Source organism: uncultured Mobiluncus sp., from assembly GCF_902488535.1.
Classification (GTDB): domain Bacteria; phylum Actinomycetota; class Actinomycetes; order Actinomycetales; family Actinomycetaceae; genus Mobiluncus.
The window spans coordinates 113,227-133,299 of sequence record NZ_CABTWO010000001.1; the positions used below are offsets into that span (position 1 = coordinate 113,227).

A 20,073-nucleotide genomic window follows, 5' to 3' on the forward strand; every position below is an offset into this window, starting at 1 on the left:
TTAGGCAAGAAACGAGAGAGAAAATTGTTTCAACAAACTGCAATTTTATCCACAGGTTATCCACACCCCCGAAAAATCGCGGGAAAACCCGAAAAACCGTGGCACCGAACTCGTGAATAACCAAGGTTTGAAAAAATAAAATCCCAATCTGTGACACAGGGATAACCTGGACGTTTACCAAGAAAACCCCAAGAAAAGCCCTCGACCTGGTATTTGCCCTTCTTATTCTCATGTAGAATGTGCAAAGTCAGCTCAAAGCTGAGCCGATTAAACACGAAAGGCACGCGAAAGTATGAGTGTGAAGGAAGTCCCTCCGATCGACAAACACGATGTGGAGCAATCTGAGGGCGAAAAGAAAATATCAAAGGTCCGGCTAATCGGGCTTTTCGGTGGCATCATCCTAGGTGCCATCGTTTACTTTTTGATTCCCCGTGACGCTGTGGACGTGATTACGAAGTCCGTTGGCGCCGACGTAATCAAAGAAGAAGAAATGAATGTGGGTGCGGTGTATCTGGTCGCCGGTATCGCGGTCATGATGGCTATCTGGTGGATGACCGAAGCTATCTCACTGGCGGCTACGGCAATGGTTCCGCTGGTGTTATTCCCCCTGCTGGGAGTCAACGACTACGCGGGCACCGCCGGATCCTACGCATCGGACACGATTTACCTGTTCATGGGCGGGTTCATCCTGGCTATCGCCATGCAACGCTGGCACTTTGACCGGCGCGTGGCATTGGGTATCGTCCGCATCGTGGGGGTCAAACCCCGCCGCCTGATTCTGGGCTTCATGATTGCTACCGGGTTTATTTCGATGTGGGTGTCCAACACCGCAACCGCTGTGATGATGCTGCCCATCGGCCTATCCGTAGTTCAGCTGTTTGAATCCGCCCAGGACAAGAACGCCGCCGTCGGTAAAGGTCTGGACGTGGAAGCCGCCTACGGTGGAGCTATCCACGGTGGTGTCATGTCCGGTCTGTTGAACGAGGGCGACAATGTGGCCTCGACCACGGCGGAAAAGCACGGTATTAAGCGGTCTAACTTCGCTATCGGTTTGATGCTGGCCATCGCCTACTCCGCCTCTATCGGCTCGCTGGCGACCCCCATCGGGACCCCCCCGAACACCCTTTTGAAGGCGTACATGAGCGATACGTTGAAGTACGACATCAACTTCGGCAAGTGGTTCCTGATGGGCTTCCCGATGGTGGTTGTCTTTACCCTGTTCGCCTGGTGGATTTTGACTTTCGTCATGTTCAAGCCGGAAATCGAGGAAATCCCCGGCGGTAAGGAACTCATCAACGAGGAATACGCCAAGCTCGGGAAACTGCGCGGCGGCGAACTGCTGGTTATGTTGCTGTTCATCCTGGCGGTGTTCTGCTGGATTTTCGTGCCGCTGATTTTGAAAGCTACAGGCATCGAAGGTCCGAAGAAGCTTGACGCTATCGTGGCGATGAGCGTAGCGGTGCTGCTGTTCATCATCCCCGGCAAGACCAACGGAGAACGTCTGGTGACGTGGAACGAAGCCAAGACGATTCCGTGGGACATCTTGCTGCTGTTCGGCGGCGGTCTGTCGCTGTCCAAGCAGTTCCAGCACACCGGCTTGTCCAACTACATCGGTGAGATGGTGAAGGGACTGGCGGGTGCGCCCATTGTGATTATCGTCCTAGCCGTGGCCGCCCTGGTGCTGGCCCTGACCGAGTTGACCTCGAACACCGCTACCGCGGCCGCGTTCCTGCCGATCATCGGTGGCGTGGCTATGGGTATCGGTCTGCAAGGCCCGAACGTGATGATTCTGACGATTCCGGCTGCTCTGGCTGCGACCTGTGCGTTCATGCTGCCGGTCGCGACCCCGCCGAACGCTATCGCTTACGGTTCTGGGTACCTCAAGATTGCGGATATGATCAAGGGCGGTTTCATCATCGCCCTGGTGGGCTTGGTGTTGATTACCATCACCGTGTTTGCCCTGGCTATCCCCATCTTCGGTTTGGCTCTGCCATAAGCAGTTATACCTAGATATGATTTTGGGCTAGCCTTGCGGCTAGCCCAAAATCATTTTTACGGGAGGTCAGTCTCAGAACTTAAAGTTCCCAATCTGGGTCTTTAAGTATTCCGAGTGTTCGCTCAACTCTTGGGTGCTTTGATTGATAGCGTCCAAGGTTTGCACCGCCCCGGATGCTGCTTGTGCAATCGAAGAGATGGAAGCCGCGATTGTAGACGAGCCTTCCGCAGCCTCCGATACCGAACGAGACATCTCGTTCGTAGTGGCGGTTTGTTCCTCTACCGCCGCCGCGATGGTCGTCTGGAAGTCGTTGATGGAAGAAATAATTTCTCCAATCTTGCCGATGGCTTGGACCGCATCATCAGTGTCAGACTTGATTTTTTCAATCTTGGTTCCGATGTCCTCGGTAGCTTTTGCAGTCTCAGAAGCTAGATCCTTCACTTCCCCTGCAACTACCGCGAATCCTTTTCCGGCATCCCCGGCACGTGCGGCCTCAATGGTCGCGTTCAAAGCTAACAGGTTAGTTTGCTCGGCGATGGAAGTAATAGACTTAATGACTTCCCCAATTTCTTGGGAAGAATCGCCCAGCCGAGACACAACCTCATTAGTTTGCTGGGCGGCTTGAGCAGCATCGGCCGCAAAACGCGCAGCTTCGTTCGCGTTGGAAGAAATTTCGCGGATAGACGCGTTCATTTCTTCCGAGCCGGCCGCTACGGTTTGAATACTGCTGGATACTTCGTCAGCTTGAGCGGCAACGCGTTGAGAATCATCCTGCGAACTGGCCGCAGCCGCTACCGCCTGGTCACTGGTCTCTTTCACGACCTTGACAGTGCCCTCCACTTGATCCACCGTTTCGACAGTATGAGAAATCAGACCTCGCAACGAAGCCAGTGCGGCAGTAAGGGACTGCGACATCTGGCCAATTTCATCATGAGAGGTCACCTGCGGATTTTGAGTCAAATCACCCTGGCTCATAGCGTTTAGAGAGTTCTGGATTTCGCGTAGGGGACGTGTAATCGACTGTACGGTCGACCATCCCAACAGCGACATAATGATGATGCCCAGAATTCCGGCACCCAGGATAGAGGTTCGCAAAATAGTGCGCGATTGAATGACATCGCTACGGGCCTGGGCCATTTCCTTAAGCATCATTTGCTGCGAATTGTCTACCATTGCAGTATAGTTGCCGATCTGTTCCTGGTTGGAGCCGGGTCCCTTAGCGGTGGCCAAGGTAAAGTACTGCGCCAACTCTTTGTTTTGGACCAGGGGTGTGATTTCCTTGTCACGGAATGAAATCCAGTCTTGGTATTTCTGGTCAAAACCTACGATAGGGGGTAGTGCCTCTTTGCCTCCCTTATTGAGAATCTGAGTGTAAAGGTCAAGTACTTTCGCATCCGTATCATGCATGACTTGAATAATCTCTGGGGCCACGTCATTGGGAACCGAACAGATATCAGAAATATTCATACGGTTGCGCATTATTTCGGTGTTGAGTTGAGTTAGGGGAACCTGAAACTCGGACAGTTTCGCTTCCCTGGTAGTGTCAGATTCAATGCGTACCCCCATAATCAAGCTGATAACAGCCAAGAACGCCATGATGACGGTCGATATGATGACTAAACTCCATATTTTTTGGGAAAGTCTTAGGTGAGAAACCAGTGAGATTTTTTTGGATTTCATATTCAGCTCCCTTTCTTTGTAAATGAACCAGCCAAATCCACTTTAGCGCTGAAATAGTGTTATGTTTCAAATTTGATTGAAAATGTTTAAGGGATTTTTGGGTCATCGCTATGTTTTGAACAGACTCGGGCCTAAGCCAGATTGGTCGGAGCAGACCCGTCAGAATTCTCAGCAGTGTGGTTAACAGCGGGAGGATCGCTGAGGCGAGCCAGGAAAGCCTCCAGCGGACCCTTGCCAAACCGTAACCGCCACAGGCTCGCGGCCAGCAGGAAAACCATCATCATGATGATGAGGGAGGGGATGAGTCCGGGATAGCCGAACACGCGAAACGTGATGGTGTGCCAGATGACGTGGAGGGTATAGGTGCTCAGCGCCATCGAACCTAACGCCGCCACCGGGGACATAAACCGGTTGAAGGTAGGCCCTGCCAGCAACAACAGGGAAGTCAGTCCGATGCACCAAGCGGTATTGGCCACGGTTTCCGCTACAGAATCCGTGTGCGGAGCGATATAGACCAGGGTTTGATACCAAAACTGGGCCGGGGTGGGGTTGGCGATGGACAGGGTGTCTTGATTGAGAATGACCCCGGAAACCCGTCCCAGACGTAGCGAATCAATGGCGGTGCCGACCCCGAAAACCACGAAAGCCACACCCAGCCCGAGGCCCGCCCCCACCTTCTGCAGTCGATGCGACCGCGGGCTCGCCCCCGCCCAACCCAAACGCCACAGGATCAGCCCGGTCAGTACATAGATGAGGAAGGTGGGCATCTGATAGTCATTGAGCCCCAGGACCACGCCGATCTCGGGCGGAACAAACAGCAGGTTGAGGTAGTGCCACAGCGGAATGCCCGCCACCAGCAACAGTCCGATGATCCACACCAGGCCCGGAACGGAGAGGCCTGAAAGCAACAGGGCGCAAACCATCCACACCCCGTAGTTATCGAGAATCAGCAGGATACGGGTGTTGAAGAGGCTGAGCAGGGCGGCGATGAGGATTAAGACAGCGGCACGTACCAGGATTTTTTCACCGTAATAGCGACGCGACAGCGCGGGGGAGTCGGCAAAGCGCCGGGCCATACGGTCTTGCATGATGCCCATCGAAACCCCCGCGAGCAGTGCAAAGAGCGGGGCGGAACGTCCGTGAGACAAGGCCATCACGCTAGAGACGGGACCTTGCACCGAAACCCACATATGCGCGGTGAACATGCCCAAAATGGCCAGGCCGCGAGCCATATCCAGGCCGACGACCCGACCGGTCAGAGCCGGGCGCCCCAGCAGCCGCTGCGCAAAATCCGTCACAGAGGCAGTTTAGCTGACTTGGGGAGCGGAACTGATATTGCCGGAAATCACGTTTCATTCAAAACAATTTTGTCAAAGCATGGTGGGAATTTGTAACACGTTTGGTTAAACCGGTGGTGTCTGGTCCAGACCCAGACGGATTATCTGCATGGTCAATTCTCCGCGGCGCATACCAAGTTTTGCGAGGGCACATTTCACGTACGTACTCACGGTATTTATGGAAAGTCCGGTTTCGGTTGCGATTTCTTTGTTGGAGTAAGCCTTGCCTATGAGTTGAACGACTTGACGTAAATGCTGGGGTAGAGCATCGATTTGGGATTGCAGCTGCAGGTTTGCAGGTTGAGGATTGGTGGACACGAAATAGTCCATAACCATCGATAACGGCTTGTTATCCAGGGCGTTCCCGCCTCTGTACACCCGTTTAATGGCCTCACCAATCTCACGGAACTCAGTCTCTTTGGTCAGAAATCCTTTTGCTCCGGCTGTTAAGGCCGCACGTAGCATATCGGGACGTTCAAAAGCGGTCAGCATAATAATCCGTTCGTCCGGATTGTGTGTCAGCGCGGATGTAACCGTTTCAATACCACTCATCCCCGGCATGGCCACATCTAATAGCACCACATCGTGATTTGTGTTCTCAATGAGATTCATCACCTCGAGACCGTTCCCGGCCTTGCCGACGATTGTTATGTAATCCAAACTGTTCAGGAGGATGCTCATCTCGTGCATATAAAGCTCATCATCATCTGCAAAAATGACCCTAATAACTTCCTGTCCGCTCACTTTGTCACTTCCATCTCGAGAGGGATGGTGATGTGTAACACCCAATGCTCCCCAGTCCGTCCCGCCTCGAGGACACCACCTGAAATATGAAGTTGCTCCCCCAAAAGTTTCAAACCCCTGCCGCTGCTCAACACCGGATTGGCAGAGAAAGAACTAATTGAATTCATCATCGTGAAATCTACTATCCCCTCCGTATAGTCAACCTCAATAGACACACGACACGGCTTTTCAGGGTTGCCGTACTTTATCAAATTCGTCAGGGCTTCACGGACACATTCACGCAACAAGCTGGTGACGGCGGTACTCAGTGTGCCCAGGTTCTCAGGGTCGGTGTCGATTTCTACGTTGAAGCCAAATCCCGTCGCGACGTCTCTAGCCGTATCTAGCGAGGTGGCGAGGGGTGTGGGGGTTGCTTTCAGTGTAGGGTTTTGTCCCAGCACACTTAATGTTCTTCGCAGTTCGCTGAGGGCTCGCACAGACTCTCCATGCAGCAACTCCAAGCGTAGTCGGGTTTCCTCACTTGTTTCGGGAGAATCCTTGGCATCTTCCAATATTTTGGCCGACAGAGTTGTCAATCGGGAGAGCGTTCCTGCCGTATGGTTGTGCAACTCTGCTGACAATTCCTGCTTGGTCTGTAATAGAGCTAATTCGTAACGGTGTTGTTCCATCACCGAATGAATGTTCAGCCGCAGATTTTCTTCAATGTACCGGCGCAGCACAAAACCTGCCCCGAGAGCAAAAAGCAGGAGCAAGGCGTAAAAAACGCTGGCAATCGTATTGTATTTACCAGCAAAACCAATCAATATCGCAAGTGAACTGACGAGCGTTGCAATCAAGCTTTGCTTCCACCAGCCGCGCCATGACCAGTCAAAAATCACCGGAATCGTCAAGTACACCACCAGACCAAATTCAACCGTGGGAACCACATTCATAGCAACGACTGCAGCAATAAAAACCCATCCACCTACGCGAGGGAAAAATATGTAGCCAAGGAAAACTACGAATCCGATTAGTTCACCTAAAACACTCCAGGGGTTGTCACGAATTCGGGTAATGCTGAAGTCAAGAACAACACCAAGGAACAGCACAGCTAGAAGAATCTTATTCCTGGAAATCCAGGATAAACAAGGTTTTGTAAGGTGCAAACTTCCCTCCCCATGATGCTTAGACTCAGCATAGCTGTGGAATGATGTCGCAGATTGTTATTTCAGAGTGTTCCTCGGCGATCAAGTCGCTGTGCGGCCCACAGGCTCCGAAAGTCAGACCCACGGTGCTTAGAAAAGCAATTAGAACAGCAATAATACGCATCAAAGCCTCCTCGTAAAGACGTTTAAGCGCACTCTATCGGAATCCTCTCCGAGGTGGAATACCCCAATTTTGGGATATTTTCACGACCGTGGTTTTGCTCTAGTGTAGGAGGCAACGGCCAAACTGGCCACAATTTACGTGTGAGGAGAACAAATTATGAAAAAACGTATTCCTGAAATCCTGTCTGGAACAGTAGCGGCATTTATGTTGGCATTTTCTGTCGGAATCCCAAGTGCTGTTGCCGTCGGACCAGGTTCCTGGATGGATCAAGTAACAGGTGCTCCCAGCTTATACAGAACGCAGCAATGGTACGATTCTTCAAAGTTGAAGCCCTGGACTAATGACCTGGTAGGCAAAATCACCAACATAAAAGTTCGCGCAACCATTACAAATCCTCCGACCGTCGGTCAGGGTTTAGCTGCAGGGTTGTGCCCTGTTGGCTACTCTGAATATTACTGCGCCGACATTACCCAGTTTGTTTATGGCGCTAGTGTTAATGGCACCATTACAGATTTTGCAGGCTATCCCCCCGCTACCTCGTTCTATTTTAAATGGGGCGTTATGGACAGCAAAAATCAACCGATTTTTCCTGTTACGGTTATTTCCAAGCAATCTATTGAGGTGTCATATGAGTAGAGGGGCTTTGCAATGATTAATGTTGGTTCGTTCCAAGGGACGTCGATGCCTAATGTCAGTCCTCACGTTTCGACCGCGCAGGGCTTTCAGAAATCGATGGAAACGACCTCATCAGTGACTGTTTCCCCAGGTGGGGTGGAAGCCTGGGGAACTAAGGTCGATCTGAGCTATATGTTTGACAAGCTTGAAAAGCACGGGTTTATCAGTGCGGATGAGCGAGCCTATTTGACACAGAAAGTTACTGATCGCAGCCAAATTTATAAGGCGGTCTCTGATTTGAAGGGGCCTGGTCTGGCGGCCAATGCAGCATACAAAATGCAGGAAGGTGTTTTGCTGCCTAACGGTGTTTTAACTTTGGCAGATGACCGAAGGACGGTGCAGCGTTTGGCGCAGTTGACGCGTTACGAAGTTCAAACCATTGAGGCCGCGCAGGGGTCAGATATGGGCATCGGTCAAATCGGGATGTTAGCAACAACCGTTGCATTGTCAAAGGAAAAAGGCATCATCAGCGGCGAGCTGGGCTTGAAAGATTTTAATATGCTGAAAAACTGGTTTAAAGAAAACGGTAAACCTGGAAGCAGCGAGTTCATCGAAACCCAGGAAATGCTCAGTAAGCTTTATGACCTTCTAGCCAGCAAAGACAAGCATTAGGTCGCACACTTATACACATCTGTCTAGGCTTCGATTCCAGTTCAAATTGGTGTTCATCAGCAATTATAGAGGCATCAGAAACTGCTTGAACTGTTAGTCTGTGAACGCCGGCGTTGTATTGCCGGGTGGTGTCACCAAGACACCAAGGAATACCTATGACCCGGAAGTCTGGAAACGGAGCTTTTCCGGCGGGTCGGGGTGCAACCAGATGGGAGGAATTTCCATCATGGTGTGTGCCCCTGACCAGCCAGCTTGCCCGGCACGGTAAGCCGCCCGGGCTGCTGCCACCATGACGTAGGCGGTGAACTCGGGGTTGTCGTCCATGTCGATTTCCAACTTAATCTGTTCGTTGATGCCTTGGGAGGTCGTGGCGCGCGACAAAATCAGCCCGGCGTGGGTCAGCCGCGAGTGATACTCGCGCATCTCGTCGGGGCTTAAGAACGTGACCTGGGTGTCGTAGTCGGCGAACCAGCCCGGCATGGCGATGATTTCCTCACGTAGCTGCTCCTTGTCATAGGCCGGGTCAGCCACTACGTAGCACTCCATATAGTGCAGGGCTTTGCGGGAATCATCATAGATCGGTTCCCCATTCAATACTGCCGTGAGGGGATCCTCTTTGGGAACCTGGTACGCCACCGCATCTAACACACCGTCAAAGGCGCGAATCGCGTTGGACCACTGCATGGAAATGCCGCGCCCCCAAAATGTGTAGGTTTTCGTTTTCGGGAACAGGGAGTCAGAAATGACTCGGAACATTGACATCAGGCCCGGTTCCCAACCCACCGCACACAAAGACACGTGTTTGGCGGATTGCCCCGCCTCGTCCACCGCTGCGAAATAGTCGGGGAAGGGCTGATAGACGGGCTGGAAAACGGGTTCTTTGATGAATGCCGGCAGCATCATGCCCGAGACTTCGTGGATGGCTTCATCAGGGTTTTCCTCATCAGTCGTGTCGGGTGCCGCGTTTGTGTCCGGCGGCGCGTCTGGAGCTGCCTCAGGCGTGCCAGCCTCTTGTTCTACGCCCGCCGCGGCGTCACGAGCCGCCTGGCGTTCGGCGATGTCTTTCGCCATCCGTTCGAGTTCCTCCAGGCGGAACTTGCGTTTCGCTTCGACTTCCTCGGCGGTGGGTGGTTTGCCGCGCAAGGGGTGGGCGTCGACTGTGTGGAAATATTGGGCCAGCTGGGGGGTTTCTTGCTGAAGGTTCGTCGCCACGGTGTCGCAGATAATGACGACGTCGATACGGTCGGCGAACTGGGCTACGGTATCGGTGGGGTAAACCTTGGCGTAGGAGTTTTGGAGTTTTTGCGGGTCACGTTTGGAAAAAATCGCCACCAGCTCCAGGTCACGGCACTTGCTGACCGCTTTGGCGGCCGCCTTGCCATAGTTGCCGAATCCGACCACTCCGACGCGAATACGCGTGTCTTCTTGCTGTGTCATCGCTGCCCCCATTGGCTCGTGCGTGTCACAATTTTAGCGCTAAATGGCTAAAATATGGGGAAATCGAGGCGTGGTAACGTTTTTGAAAAGTCAGGACTGCTTTTAAAGGCAAACGCAGTTCAATAGCCGCCCAAAATTGTTTACTGAAAAAGCCCGGTTTTTCCCGCGAACGGGACAAAACCGGGCGGACAACATAAGCTCGAAACATGGTTGAAATTCGAGTACACGGTCGCGGTGGTCAGGGTGTGGTTACCGCTTCCGATCTAATGGCTTACGCGGCTTTCGCTGACGGCCACCACGCCCAAGCCTTCCCGTCTTTCGGGTCGGAACGGACCGGCGCTCCCGTCGTGAGCTATTGCCGGATTGAAGATAAAGAAATTCGCTCCCGGGAACCCATCTTGGATCCCGACATTGTCATCGTGCAAGACCCGACCTTGCTGGCCATTATGGATCCGTTTTCGGGGCTGAAAGACGACGGATACGCGCTGGTTAACTCCCAAAAGACCGCTGCCGAACTGGGCGTGCCTGAGCTGGAGGCGAAGCTGCCCCGGGGTCACTTTATGGCGATGCCCGCTTCTGAAATCGCCTTGGAAAAGCTGGGACGTCCCCTGCCGAACGCAGTTTTGCTGGGCGGATTGGCGGCTCTGACCGGGATTATCAAACTGGAATCGGTTGAGGACGCCATCCGCGGCAAGTTCAAAGGCAAAGTCGGCGACTCCAACGTGGAGGCCGCCGCAGCCGCTTATGAATACGTGAAAGCACACATGGCCTGAGATATGCCAGCGGTACCGGGACGATGTGGTGCGCCCCGGACTTGAGAATAAAAGGAAGAAGAAACAATGCTGAAACAAATCGAAGGCTCCCAGGCGATCGCTCGAGCCGTCGCGGCTTGCCAGCCCAACGTGGTCGCCGCCTACCCCATCAGTCCCCAAACCCACATTGTCGAGGCTCTATCCGCCCTGGTGAAGTCCGGGCAGCTGGAACATTGCGAATATGTCAACGTCGAGAGCGAGTTTGCGGCCATGAGTGCCTGTATCGGCTCTTCGGCGGTGGGGGCGCGTTCCTACACCGCCACCGCTTCCCAAGGGTTGCTCTATATGGTCGAGGCCGTATATAACGCTGCCGGTCTGGGTTTTCCCATCGTGATGACCGTCGCGAACCGGGCCATAGGCGCGCCCATCAACATTTGGAATGACCACAGCGACTCGATGAGCCAGCGCGATTCGGGGTGGATACAACTGTTCGCCGAAAACAATCAGGAGGCCGCGGACCTGCACGTACAGGCGTTCCGCATCGCGGAAGAACTCAGCGTTCCGGTGATGGTGTGCATGGACGGCTTTATTTTGACCCACGCGGTCGAACAGGTCGACCTGCCGGAACCGGAACAGGTCAAACAGTTCCTGCCGCCCTACGAACCGCGTCAGGTACTGGACCCCGACGACCCGCTGTCTATTGGCGCGATGGTCGGCCCCGAAGCCTTCACCGAGGTGCGCTACATCGCCCACCACAAGATGCTCCAGGCCCTGGACCTCATCCCCCAGGTCCAGTCCGAATTTAAGAGTATTTTTGGCCGAGATTCCGGCGGCCTGCTGCACACTTACCGTTGCGAGGACGCCGAAACCATCATCGTGGCGCTGGGCTCCGTGGTCGGCACGCTAAAGGACGTGGTGGACCAGCGGCGCGAGAACGGCGAAAAAATCGGCATTATGTCCCTCGTGTCCTTCCGGCCCTTCCCGTTTGCAGCTATCCGCGAGGTGTTGCAGAACGCGAAGCGCGTGGTGTGTGTCGAAAAGGCTTTCCAGCTGGGGATTGGCGGGATTGTTTCCTCCGAGCTGCGCGCGGCGATGCGCGGACTGCCGTTTACCTGTTATGAAGTCATCGCCGGGCTGGGTGGCCGCAACATTACCAAGAATTCACTGCACGCCATGCTGGATCAGGCCGTGGCGGATACCCTCGAGCCCCTGACCTTTATGGACCTGGATATGGAACTGGTGCGAGGGGAACTGGAGCGGGAGGCCGCGACCCGGCGCTCCGGCGCTTTTGCCACCAACGTGCAACGCGAACGGGTGTTGCGCACCAACGCCAAAATTGCCGAGTCCGGGCCGAAACCCAAGGCGGACAAGGTCGGCAACCCGCGCGTGGCTTCCCCATCCATCAAGCAAGACGCCGTGTCGGTAGATCCCGATCAGGCTGAATAATCCGGAACAGAGGAGAAAAAATGACTGAAATCACTCAATCTGCACAAACTGAAATTCCGGCTCGCGAACAGGTCAAGTTCTATCAAGTCGGCTCGTTCGCGGTGGGTAACCGTTTGGCTGACCTGCAGTGGCGTTCCTTGCAATCCGACCCGAACCGGAAAAACTCCCTGACTTCGGGACACCGCGCCTGCCAGGGCTGCGGCGAAGCGCTGGGAGCCCGCTACGCTATCGATACCGCTTCGGCCGCGTCCAACGGCAAAATGGTGGCTATCAACGCGACCGGGTGCTTGGAAGTGTTTTCCACCCCGTACCCGGAAACCGCGTGGACGATTCCGTGGATGCACTCCCTGTTCGGCAACGCTGCGGCCGTGGCGGCCGGAGCGGCCGCGGGTTTGAAAGCGATGGGTAAGGACAATATTCGCGTCGTCGCCCAAGGCGGGGACGGCGGTACTGTTGATATTGGCATGGCTTGCCTGTCCGGGATGTTTGAACGCAACGATGACGTCCTGTTTATCTGTTACGACAACGAAGCCTATATGAACACCGGGGTACAGCGTTCCGGCGCGACCCCCCCGGCGGCACGTACCGCGACGACTCAGCCGGTCGGTGAACATCCCGGTAACGTATTCACCCAGGGTAAAGACATGCCGCGGATTGCGATGGCCCACGAGATTCCTTATGTCGCCACCGCGACCGTCGCGGATTTGCGTGACCTGGAATACAAGGTGCAAAAGGCCATGACCTACCGTGGGGCGCGCTACCTGCACGTTTTGGTGCCCTGTCCGTTGGGGTGGGGTTCGAACTCGAACCTGACTGTCACCTTGGCTCGTCTGGCCATTCAGACCGGGCTGTTTCCGGTGTATGAAGCGGAGAACGGAGAGATTACTTCCGTCACCAAGATTCGCCGTCCCGCCCCGGTCGAGGCGTACTTAAAGCCACAGCGCCGTTTTGCTCACGTGTTCAAAGGGCCGGATTCGCATGAAGTGTTGGCACGGATTCAAGCCATCGCGGACCGCAATATTAAACGGTACGGCTTGATTGAGATGGATTCGCTGGACGAGGACGTGCGGGAACGCATCTTGAGCGCCCCCGACGATCCGGCCGGTCGTTTCGCTGCGGCGCTGCCCGGACGGCAGGCAATGGACGTGAGCAACGAACCCGAAACCGACTAACGGGCGCCCGGAACCTATTGAAGAAGTTAGAGGAAAACGAAGATGACACAAGCCAAAGCTGAACTGAAGAAGGAAGAGACCATTCCTTTTGCGATCACCCTCGAAGTCGGTTCTTCCCTTGAGAACGAAACCGGTTCGTGGCGCACCGAACGGCCCGTCTATGTGAGCAACTTGCCGCCGTGCAACAAGGCTTGCCCGGCCGGCGAAAACTGCCAACGGTGGCTGTTTTATGCCGAAGAAGGCAAGTATCGCCAGGCCTGGGAACAGATGATGGCCGACAACCCGCTGCCGGCGGTGATGGGACGCGTGTGCTACCACCCTTGTCAGACCGCCTGCAACCGCGGCATGGTGGACGAAGCGGTGGGTATCAACGCGATTGAACGTTTCGTGGGGGACAAGGCCCTGCTGGAAGGGTGGACGGTCGGCCTGCTCGCCCCGGAAAGCGGCAAGAAAGTGCTGGTCGTGGGGGCGGGTCCCTCCGGGCTGTCCGCCGCCTACCATCTGCGCCGGATGGGCCACACCGTCACGGTGCGAGACGCCGGTCCGATGGCGGGAGGCATGATGCGGTTTGGCATTCCCTCCTACCGGCTGCCGCGCGGCATCCTGGATCAGGAAGTGAAGCGCATCGCGGACATGGGGGTCACTTTTGAGTTCAACTCGAAGGTAGAGAACGTGGCTGAAGTCGCCGGCGATTTTGATGCCGTGTTCCTGGCTATCGGGGCCCAGATGGGACGTCACGCCGACATTCCCGCCGGGGATTCCGCGAAAGTCATGGACGCGGTGGATATGTTGGCGGACATGGAGAACGACGAAAAACCGATGTTGGGACGCCGCGTCGTCATTTATGGCGGCGGGAACACGGCCGTGGATGCGGCTCGTACCGCGAAACGCCTGGGCGCCGAGGAAGCCATCATTGTGTATCGCCGGACCCGCGACCGCGCCCCCGCCCACGATTCGGAAATCATGGAGGCCGAGGAAGAAGGCGTCATGATGAAGTGGCTCTCCACAATTAAGCACGTGGACGGCGGGGCCATCAAGATTGAAAAAATGGTGTTGAACGAGGACGGTTTCCCGGTCGGCACCGGCGAGTATGAGGAGTTGGGCGCCGATTCCGTCATTATGGCGCTGGGCCAGGAAACCGATTTGGGTATCGTCGAGAACGCCCCCGGTATCGAGATTGAAAAAGGCGTGGTGAAGGTCGATTCCCGCATGATGACCGGGATGAAAGGCGTGTTTGCCGGGGGCGACATGGTGCCCTCCGAGCGTACCGTCACCATCGCCATTGGCCACGGCAAGAAGGCCGCCCGCTGTATCGACGCCTATCTCCACGGCGAGGAATACCGGGCGGGGGACAAAGCCCCCGACGCCTCCATCAAAAATATGAACACCTGGTACTATGCGGACGCTCCCCGCCGGATTCGCGACAAGATTGAGGGGCCGCGCCGCGCCTCGACTTTCGATGAAGTCGTGCAGGGCCTGGACGAAGAATCGGCCGTATTCGAGGCTCGCCGCTGCATGAGCTGCGGAAACTGTTTCGGGTGCGACAACTGTTTCGGGGTCTGCCCGGACAACGCCATCACCAAGATTCGACCCACCGATTACGTATTCAAATACGACTACTGCAAGGGCTGCGGTATCTGCGCCGAAGAATGCCCGTGCGGGGCGATTTCGATGGTTCCCGAAAATATTTAAAACCGGTTTGCGGGTCCCGGCTCGGTCAAGGTTTTGTAAAAACTTGGCCGAGCCGGCGGGTTTTTAGCGGTTTTTCACGCAAAAGTCCGGGTGTTGCGGGTTTTCCACAAGCGCGGCCAGGTGGGGTTATCCACTTTTAAATCTGTCACAAGTACGGTGGGGCAGTTTCTCCAGTTACCTTGGGTGTGCGGAGCCTCACGGGTGACGGTGAAAAAAGGGGAAGATGATGGCGCAGATGTGTTACTGGGGACTGTTCAGTCGGCAACACGCGCAGGCGGTAGCTTATTTTTCTGGAGCCGAAAACCGGACGTGGTTGGGTTTGGCGGCAGAAAGCTATAACGAGCGGTGGCGAGACCTGCTTCGAGACTTAGAAATTTTCGGCGACTATATAAACGAGTTGGAGGACGCGAAAGCCAGTCTGGAGGCACTGCTGTGAGCTGGCTCGATGATGTGTCCATCGGGGATGACCGCAGTCCGGTGGTGGGCCACCCCCAAGATTTTTTGGTGGGCGGGGGGCCCGGTCTGTGCGTGGACACCGATGAGATGGAACGCATGGGGGCGAGCCTGCAGCACAGTGCGCAAGCCCTAGACGTGTTGAGCCACTGGATACCGGCCGAGCAATCCCGCCTGGCGCACCGATATTATACGGTGCACGCCCGGTTGGTGAGGTTGTGTGAAACCCCGGAAGGCGCCGCCGAATATGGCCCGCTGCTGGCGGCCCTGGAATCGGCGTGGGTCCGGTTCGAGGACGCGGCGGTGCTGGCGTGTCAAGGCAGCTGCGGTACCGTGGCTCTGAGCCAAAAAATCGAGTCGCTGTTCCAACAGCTCGAACGGGCCACGGGAATGTATAAGCTGACCGAGGACGACCTCAGAAACCTGTTCGGAGCCTTTGATTTTGAAACGATTATGATGCACCTGGTAGCTCAACATCTGGCTTTACGACAATACTTCCCCGCCAGTTTTACGGTGGATGGCCGGGTGTACCGCACGAAACAGATGAGCGATACGGAGCTGGCTGCGGTATTCCTGTCGTGGATGCAGGCAAAGCTCGGAACCCAGTACTACGGGGTATCAAACACGCTGCAGGTCAGCGGCAACGGCAGCAACACCATCCTGCACACCCCCGGCTTTGAGGATTCTCCGGAACTGAACGCCGCTTTTGACGGCTGGTTCGACAAAGTCACTCCTCAAGAACTGATTCATGCCTACGAGTGGGATGACCCTCTCACCGTGGCCGGGATATTGCTCTTTGGACCGATACAGTTCTTTACCGGCAGGGCTGTGTTGGAAAAAACCGGTGTCGTGCCGCGAAAAACTATGCCTTTCGGCGAACAGCTGCCCGCACTGTGGCTGCGAACCTATGACCAGAGTGCGTATGCCAAGTTTGCCGCCAGCCAGCAAGAGACTCGTGACATCCGCCGGGCGAACTTTCCCCAAACTCCTACCGGCAAGCTCATCGGAATCAACCGAGCCCAACGTTTGGAACGCAAACTGTTGGCGACCCAAGACTACAACCCCCGCGTACAAGGCGGAGGCGCGGGCCAGGGGTGGACGTTGGAGGGAAGTCCGGCTGGGGCTACCCGAACTTTTCCGAAAAAACCTGGCGACGTGTTCCGCTACTCCAACACGATTGACCCCTACGGCGACAACGGCGCTTTTGAGATTCAACGGTGGCGCAACGCCGCGGGTCAGAAGGGAGTGCGGGTCATTTTGCGCGGCACCGAGAGTTGGGACGCCGGTTCGGGGATGCCTCAGGATATGTTGACGAATACGGAAGCGGTGGCGGGACTGGAAACCGGTCCGGCGCGGGCGGTCACGGCGGCGCTGCAGAGCATGGGGGTGGATAGTGCGACCCCGGTGGAACTGGTGGGGCACTCCCAAGCGGGTATTGTGGCGGCAAACCTGGCGGCCGATCCGTCCTTCACCAGCCACTATAACGTGCGTTCGGTGATTACGGCCGGTTCACCGGTGGCGGGGGTGATGGGCCGGGTGCCCGAAAACATCCACATGATTTCGTTTGAAAACAGCAACGACCTGGTGCCCAAGCTGGAGGCGGGACTGAACCCGGGTTCGGCGAACCATGTCACCGTGTGGGGCAACCGGGGCAGCCTGTTCAACATTCCCGAGGCACACAATCGAGATTCGGTTTATGCCAATATGGCAGACGATTTCCTGAACGCACACTATTCGCAAGGTGATTATTTCCTGAAATGTCGTAACAATGACATGAATCTTAACCACAAAATCGTGTTTGCGGACTCTCAGCGGTTCGAAATGACACGCAAATAAATCTTAGAAGAATTGCAGGTTATCTCGTTTGGAAAGTTAATTCTACAGCAAACAAATTGCGGTCTTTCAGGCATTTCTCATTGATATCCAGGGCAAACACTCTTCCGTTCGAGGGGGTTAAAACGTTACTATTGGAGGGAACAAGTGGTGTCTTGGAGATACCAAATAAGGTACAGGGACAGGTGAATAAGGATTATGAAACCGAAGACCCCAAACATGGATGTAAAGGCGAACGAGGGTTCGCAGATCGGCGCAGCGATGCGCCCGATGGTGCATGGCCGCGTGCGTTTTGGGCGCTTTCTGGTCGGCGGAACCGCACTCGTGGCGATGGTTGCTGTCGCCATGTTGGCTGGTAGCCCCGATTTGAACCGTTCGCCCATGTTGGGTCAGCCCCAACAGACCGCAAGCGCCGGCGCAGATGATTCCTCAGTTGCTGAGCCCTTGGCTCCTGGTGACTCCGCTCCCGCTAAGCCGAACCGTGTCGGCGGCGGCGGTCCTACCGCGACTGCGATTGCTATTTCTCGTACCGCTTTCCCCGGTGGAGCCTCTGAAGTTTATGTGGCGCGTAACGATAACCCGGTTGACGCACTGGCGGCCTCCGTGCTGCCCAACGGCCCGATTTTGCTGGTCCCGCCCTCGGGTAATGTCCCGGCCGATGTCTTTAACGAAATTAAGCGTTTGCACCCCTCCAAGGTTGTGGTTCTTGGTGGCGAAGGTGCGATTAGTGCCGATGTAGCCGGTCAACTCAGCACCTACACCGGAGTCGCCAATGTGACCCGTTTGGCAGGACCGAACCGTGTGGCTACTGCGGCGGCCATTGCCAAGTATGCCTACCCCAACGGCAACGCCAAAGTTTACGTCGCTGACGCGATGGGCGCCAACGGTCTGGGTTCCCCCGACGCAGCTGTGGCAGGGGTGTTGCGTGACGGCCCGATTATCACCGTCAGCGGTAACGGCGGCGACATTGCCACTGCTGCCAGCACGGTGAAAGCTCTGGGCGCCTCTCAGGTCGTAGCTTTGGGTGGCGAAGCTGTGGTTCCCAGTTCTCGTCTCAGCCAGGTGGCGAACGGGGCTGCGACCGGACGTATTGCCGGAGCGGATCGTTACCTGACCGCTCAAGCTATCAACCGGACGGTATTCTCCAACGCCAGCCACGTTTACCTGGCTTCTGGCACTGACCTGGTTTACCCGCTGATTTCTGGCTCGTTGAGTGACGGTCCGGTACTGCTGGTTCCCGCCAACGCGCGGAGCAACACTCGCGACTTCGTGACGACTTTCGGTAACCCGGCAGTGACCGCAATCGGGGACGCCAGCGCGGTTTCCGACAACGTCTTGAATGTCGCCGCCGGCTTTGCCCAGCCCCAACAGGCGCCGGCAGCGGCAGCACCGGTTGCCGGTGTGTCCCAGGTTTACACCAAGTACTCGATGCAGCCCTCCCCGGCCGACCAGGCTCGTGAAGACGCGGTGTTCAACTCCATCAACGCGACACGTAACGCTGCGGGTATTCCTTCCTTGACGCGCGACCCGGTGATGGATGACGCGGCTCGCGCTTGGGCGCAGCAAGTCGCCCGCACGGATGTGTTTGTACACTCCAACGGCGCTTTGAAGTACGCGGACCTGTTCCCGGCAGGCTGGAAGTTCGCTGGCGAGAACATGGTGGGCTTCTACAATGTTGAGCCGGCCGCATACGCCGCGGGCTCCACGAAGGCCTGGGTGGCCTCTCCCGGTCACTACCGCAACCTGATGGATCGGCGCTTCAACCGCACCGGCATTGGTACGGCCACCGGCCGCCAGTGGGTGTACACGGTCCAGAACTTCGGACAGTACTGAGTCTTTTAGGGGAACCTCCCTTTCATCTCCCTAGGTTTCGGTGTCAGGCTTGGCCTGGCACCGAAACTTATTTGTGGCTGGCCCTTGGGTGGGGCTTGCGGTGGCTGGGAACAGGCCGGCTCGCTCTGCCCCGCCATCGGGTAGTCGAGATTATTGATGAAGTCCGTCTTTATCTCGGGGTTGGTGGTTGATATGGCCACAAAGGTCGATTTAGAACATGGATTTGCCGCCGGTCGGGTAGCATAGGGCGATGTCTGTTAAGGCCGGAAGCAACAATAAAGTCCGTCGGGTACGCGATGAGGGCGTGTACTGGCTGGGCGACACTCCGGTGTACCTGACGCGAAAAAACGTGCGGAACCTGCGGCTACGCATCGATGGACGCGGTGAGTTCCATCTCTCTATCCCCTGGCGGGCGCCGATGTCGCTGGCCCGGGACTTCCTGCACGAACAGGCCGACTGGATCGTTCGACAGCAGGAGCGGTTCGCACGGCGACAAGCGGCGCAGCCTCAGCTGTTGGATGGCGAGACGGTAGCGTGGTGGGGTCAAGACATTCCCCTCAAGGTCGTGGAAAACCCCCACCCCCGCGCTCGTGCCGTCGCGGAAGTGGGCGCCGGGGCGATTGTGTTGAACGTACCGGTGGGAGCCTCGCTGGAAAAACGCCAGCGCGCCTTGGACAAATTGTGCAAAACGTCTCTGGAAATCCGGCTGGCTCCGGTAGTGGCCAAGTGGGCGGCGGCTTTCGAGACAGAACCCGGAACGGTGCGGATTAGACGTATGAAGTCACGGTGGGGGTCATGCAATCCACGCACGCGGGCACTCACGTTCAACCTGGAACTGAGCGCGAAAGACCCGAAATACCTCGACTACGTGGTGGCGCACGAGTTCACGCACTATTTTCACCCCAACCACGGTCCCGAATTTCATGCTTTGCTGTCTGCCAAGCTGCCCCAGGAACGCCAGCTGCACCGCGCTTTGAACCGGCGCAAACACACGGCTTGAAAAACCTCACGGCACCCGTGACCACACCCGTGACCACACTTGTGACGAACCCGAAACGTAATCCTGCGCCGCATCGCAGCCCAAACCCATGAGCAAACCCCTA

Annotated in this window: 16 protein-coding genes; 11 read left to right on the plus strand and 5 right to left on the minus strand. The window is 56.0% G+C overall.

What is annotated here, in order from left to right; translation table 11 throughout:
* Positions 1-292 precede the first annotated feature (292 nt).
* Positions 293-1,996 carry a DASS family sodium-coupled anion symporter gene (locus RDL66_RS00485; RefSeq protein ID WP_308534531.1) on the plus strand — a complete coding sequence of 568 codons (1,704 nt, stop codon included), beginning with the start codon at positions 293-295 and terminating at the stop codon, positions 1,994-1,996.
* A 72-nt stretch (positions 1,997-2,068) separates the two neighbouring features.
* On the opposite strand, the gene RDL66_RS00490 is transcribed toward RDL66_RS00485, so the two are convergent.
* From RDL66_RS00490 to RDL66_RS00505, 4 genes are all read right to left on the minus strand, one after another.
* Positions 2,069-3,676, minus strand: a complete 1,608-nt coding sequence (locus RDL66_RS00490) for a methyl-accepting chemotaxis protein (RefSeq protein WP_308534532.1) — start codon at positions 3,674-3,676, stop codon at positions 2,069-2,071.
* A gap of 131 nt (positions 3,677-3,807) precedes the next feature.
* Positions 3,808-4,974 (minus strand): DUF418 domain-containing protein, encoded by a 1,167-nt coding sequence (locus tag RDL66_RS00495; RefSeq protein WP_308534533.1) that lies wholly within the window; start codon positions 4,972-4,974, stop codon positions 3,808-3,810.
* Between the two features lie 105 nt (positions 4,975-5,079).
* Entirely contained in the window at positions 5,080-5,757 is a 678-nt protein-coding gene (locus RDL66_RS00500; RefSeq protein ID WP_308534534.1) for a response regulator transcription factor, read from the minus strand.
* Entirely contained in the window at positions 5,754-6,845 is a 1,092-nt protein-coding gene (locus RDL66_RS00505) for a hypothetical protein (RefSeq protein WP_308534535.1), read from the minus strand. The genes RDL66_RS00500 and RDL66_RS00505 overlap by 4 nt, the downstream gene beginning before the upstream one ends.
* A gap of 376 nt (positions 6,846-7,221) precedes the next feature.
* Between RDL66_RS00505 and RDL66_RS00510 the strand changes: the two genes are divergently transcribed.
* On the plus strand, positions 7,222-7,701 hold the full coding sequence (locus tag RDL66_RS00510) for a hypothetical protein (protein ID WP_308534536.1): 480 nt from the start codon (positions 7,222-7,224) through the stop codon (positions 7,699-7,701).
* A 12-nt stretch (positions 7,702-7,713) separates the two neighbouring features.
* Positions 7,714-8,352 carry an antitoxin gene (locus RDL66_RS00515; protein WP_308534537.1) on the plus strand — a complete coding sequence of 213 codons (639 nt, stop codon included), beginning with the start codon at positions 7,714-7,716 and terminating at the stop codon, positions 8,350-8,352.
* A gap of 153 nt (positions 8,353-8,505) precedes the next feature.
* On the opposite strand, the gene RDL66_RS00520 is transcribed toward RDL66_RS00515, so the two are convergent.
* Entirely contained in the window at positions 8,506-9,789 is a 1,284-nt protein-coding gene (locus RDL66_RS00520) for a diaminopimelate dehydrogenase (RefSeq protein WP_308534538.1), read from the minus strand.
* Between the two features lie 206 nt (positions 9,790-9,995).
* Between RDL66_RS00520 and RDL66_RS00525 the strand changes: the two genes are divergently transcribed.
* The 8 genes from RDL66_RS00525 (at position 9,996) to RDL66_RS00560 (ending at position 19,970) form a co-directional block, all read left to right on the plus strand.
* Positions 9,996-10,562 (plus strand): 2-oxoacid:acceptor oxidoreductase family protein, encoded by a 567-nt coding sequence (locus tag RDL66_RS00525; protein ID WP_308534539.1) that lies wholly within the window; start codon positions 9,996-9,998, stop codon positions 10,560-10,562.
* 66 nt (positions 10,563-10,628) lie between these two features.
* Positions 10,629-11,987, plus strand: a complete 1,359-nt coding sequence (locus RDL66_RS00530) for a transketolase C-terminal domain-containing protein (protein ID WP_308534540.1) — start codon at positions 10,629-10,631, stop codon at positions 11,985-11,987.
* 20 nt (positions 11,988-12,007) lie between these two features.
* A complete protein-coding gene (locus RDL66_RS00535; protein ID WP_308534541.1) occupies positions 12,008-13,159 on the plus strand; it encodes a thiamine pyrophosphate-dependent enzyme in 1,152 nt (383 codons plus the stop codon).
* Positions 13,160-13,201: 42 nt separating this feature from the next.
* Entirely contained in the window at positions 13,202-14,851 is a 1,650-nt protein-coding gene (locus RDL66_RS00540; protein ID WP_299294817.1) for an NAD(P)-binding protein, read from the plus strand.
* Between the two features lie 223 nt (positions 14,852-15,074).
* Positions 15,075-15,287, plus strand: coding sequence for a hypothetical protein (locus RDL66_RS00545; RefSeq protein WP_308534542.1), 213 nt, complete (start codon positions 15,075-15,077; stop codon positions 15,285-15,287).
* Complete coding sequence (locus RDL66_RS00550; protein WP_308534543.1) at positions 15,284-17,140, plus strand: hypothetical protein; 1,857 nt, start codon at positions 15,284-15,286, stop codon at positions 17,138-17,140. The genes RDL66_RS00545 and RDL66_RS00550 overlap by 4 nt, the downstream gene beginning before the upstream one ends.
* A 195-nt stretch (positions 17,141-17,335) precedes the next feature.
* On the plus strand, positions 17,336-18,970 hold the full coding sequence (locus RDL66_RS00555; protein ID WP_308534544.1) for a cell wall-binding repeat-containing protein: 1,635 nt from the start codon (positions 17,336-17,338) through the stop codon (positions 18,968-18,970).
* Positions 18,971-19,220: 250 nt separating this feature from the next.
* A complete protein-coding gene (locus RDL66_RS00560) occupies positions 19,221-19,970 on the plus strand; it encodes a SprT family zinc-dependent metalloprotease (protein ID WP_308534545.1) in 750 nt (249 codons plus the stop codon).
* Positions 19,971-20,073 lie beyond the last annotated feature (103 nt).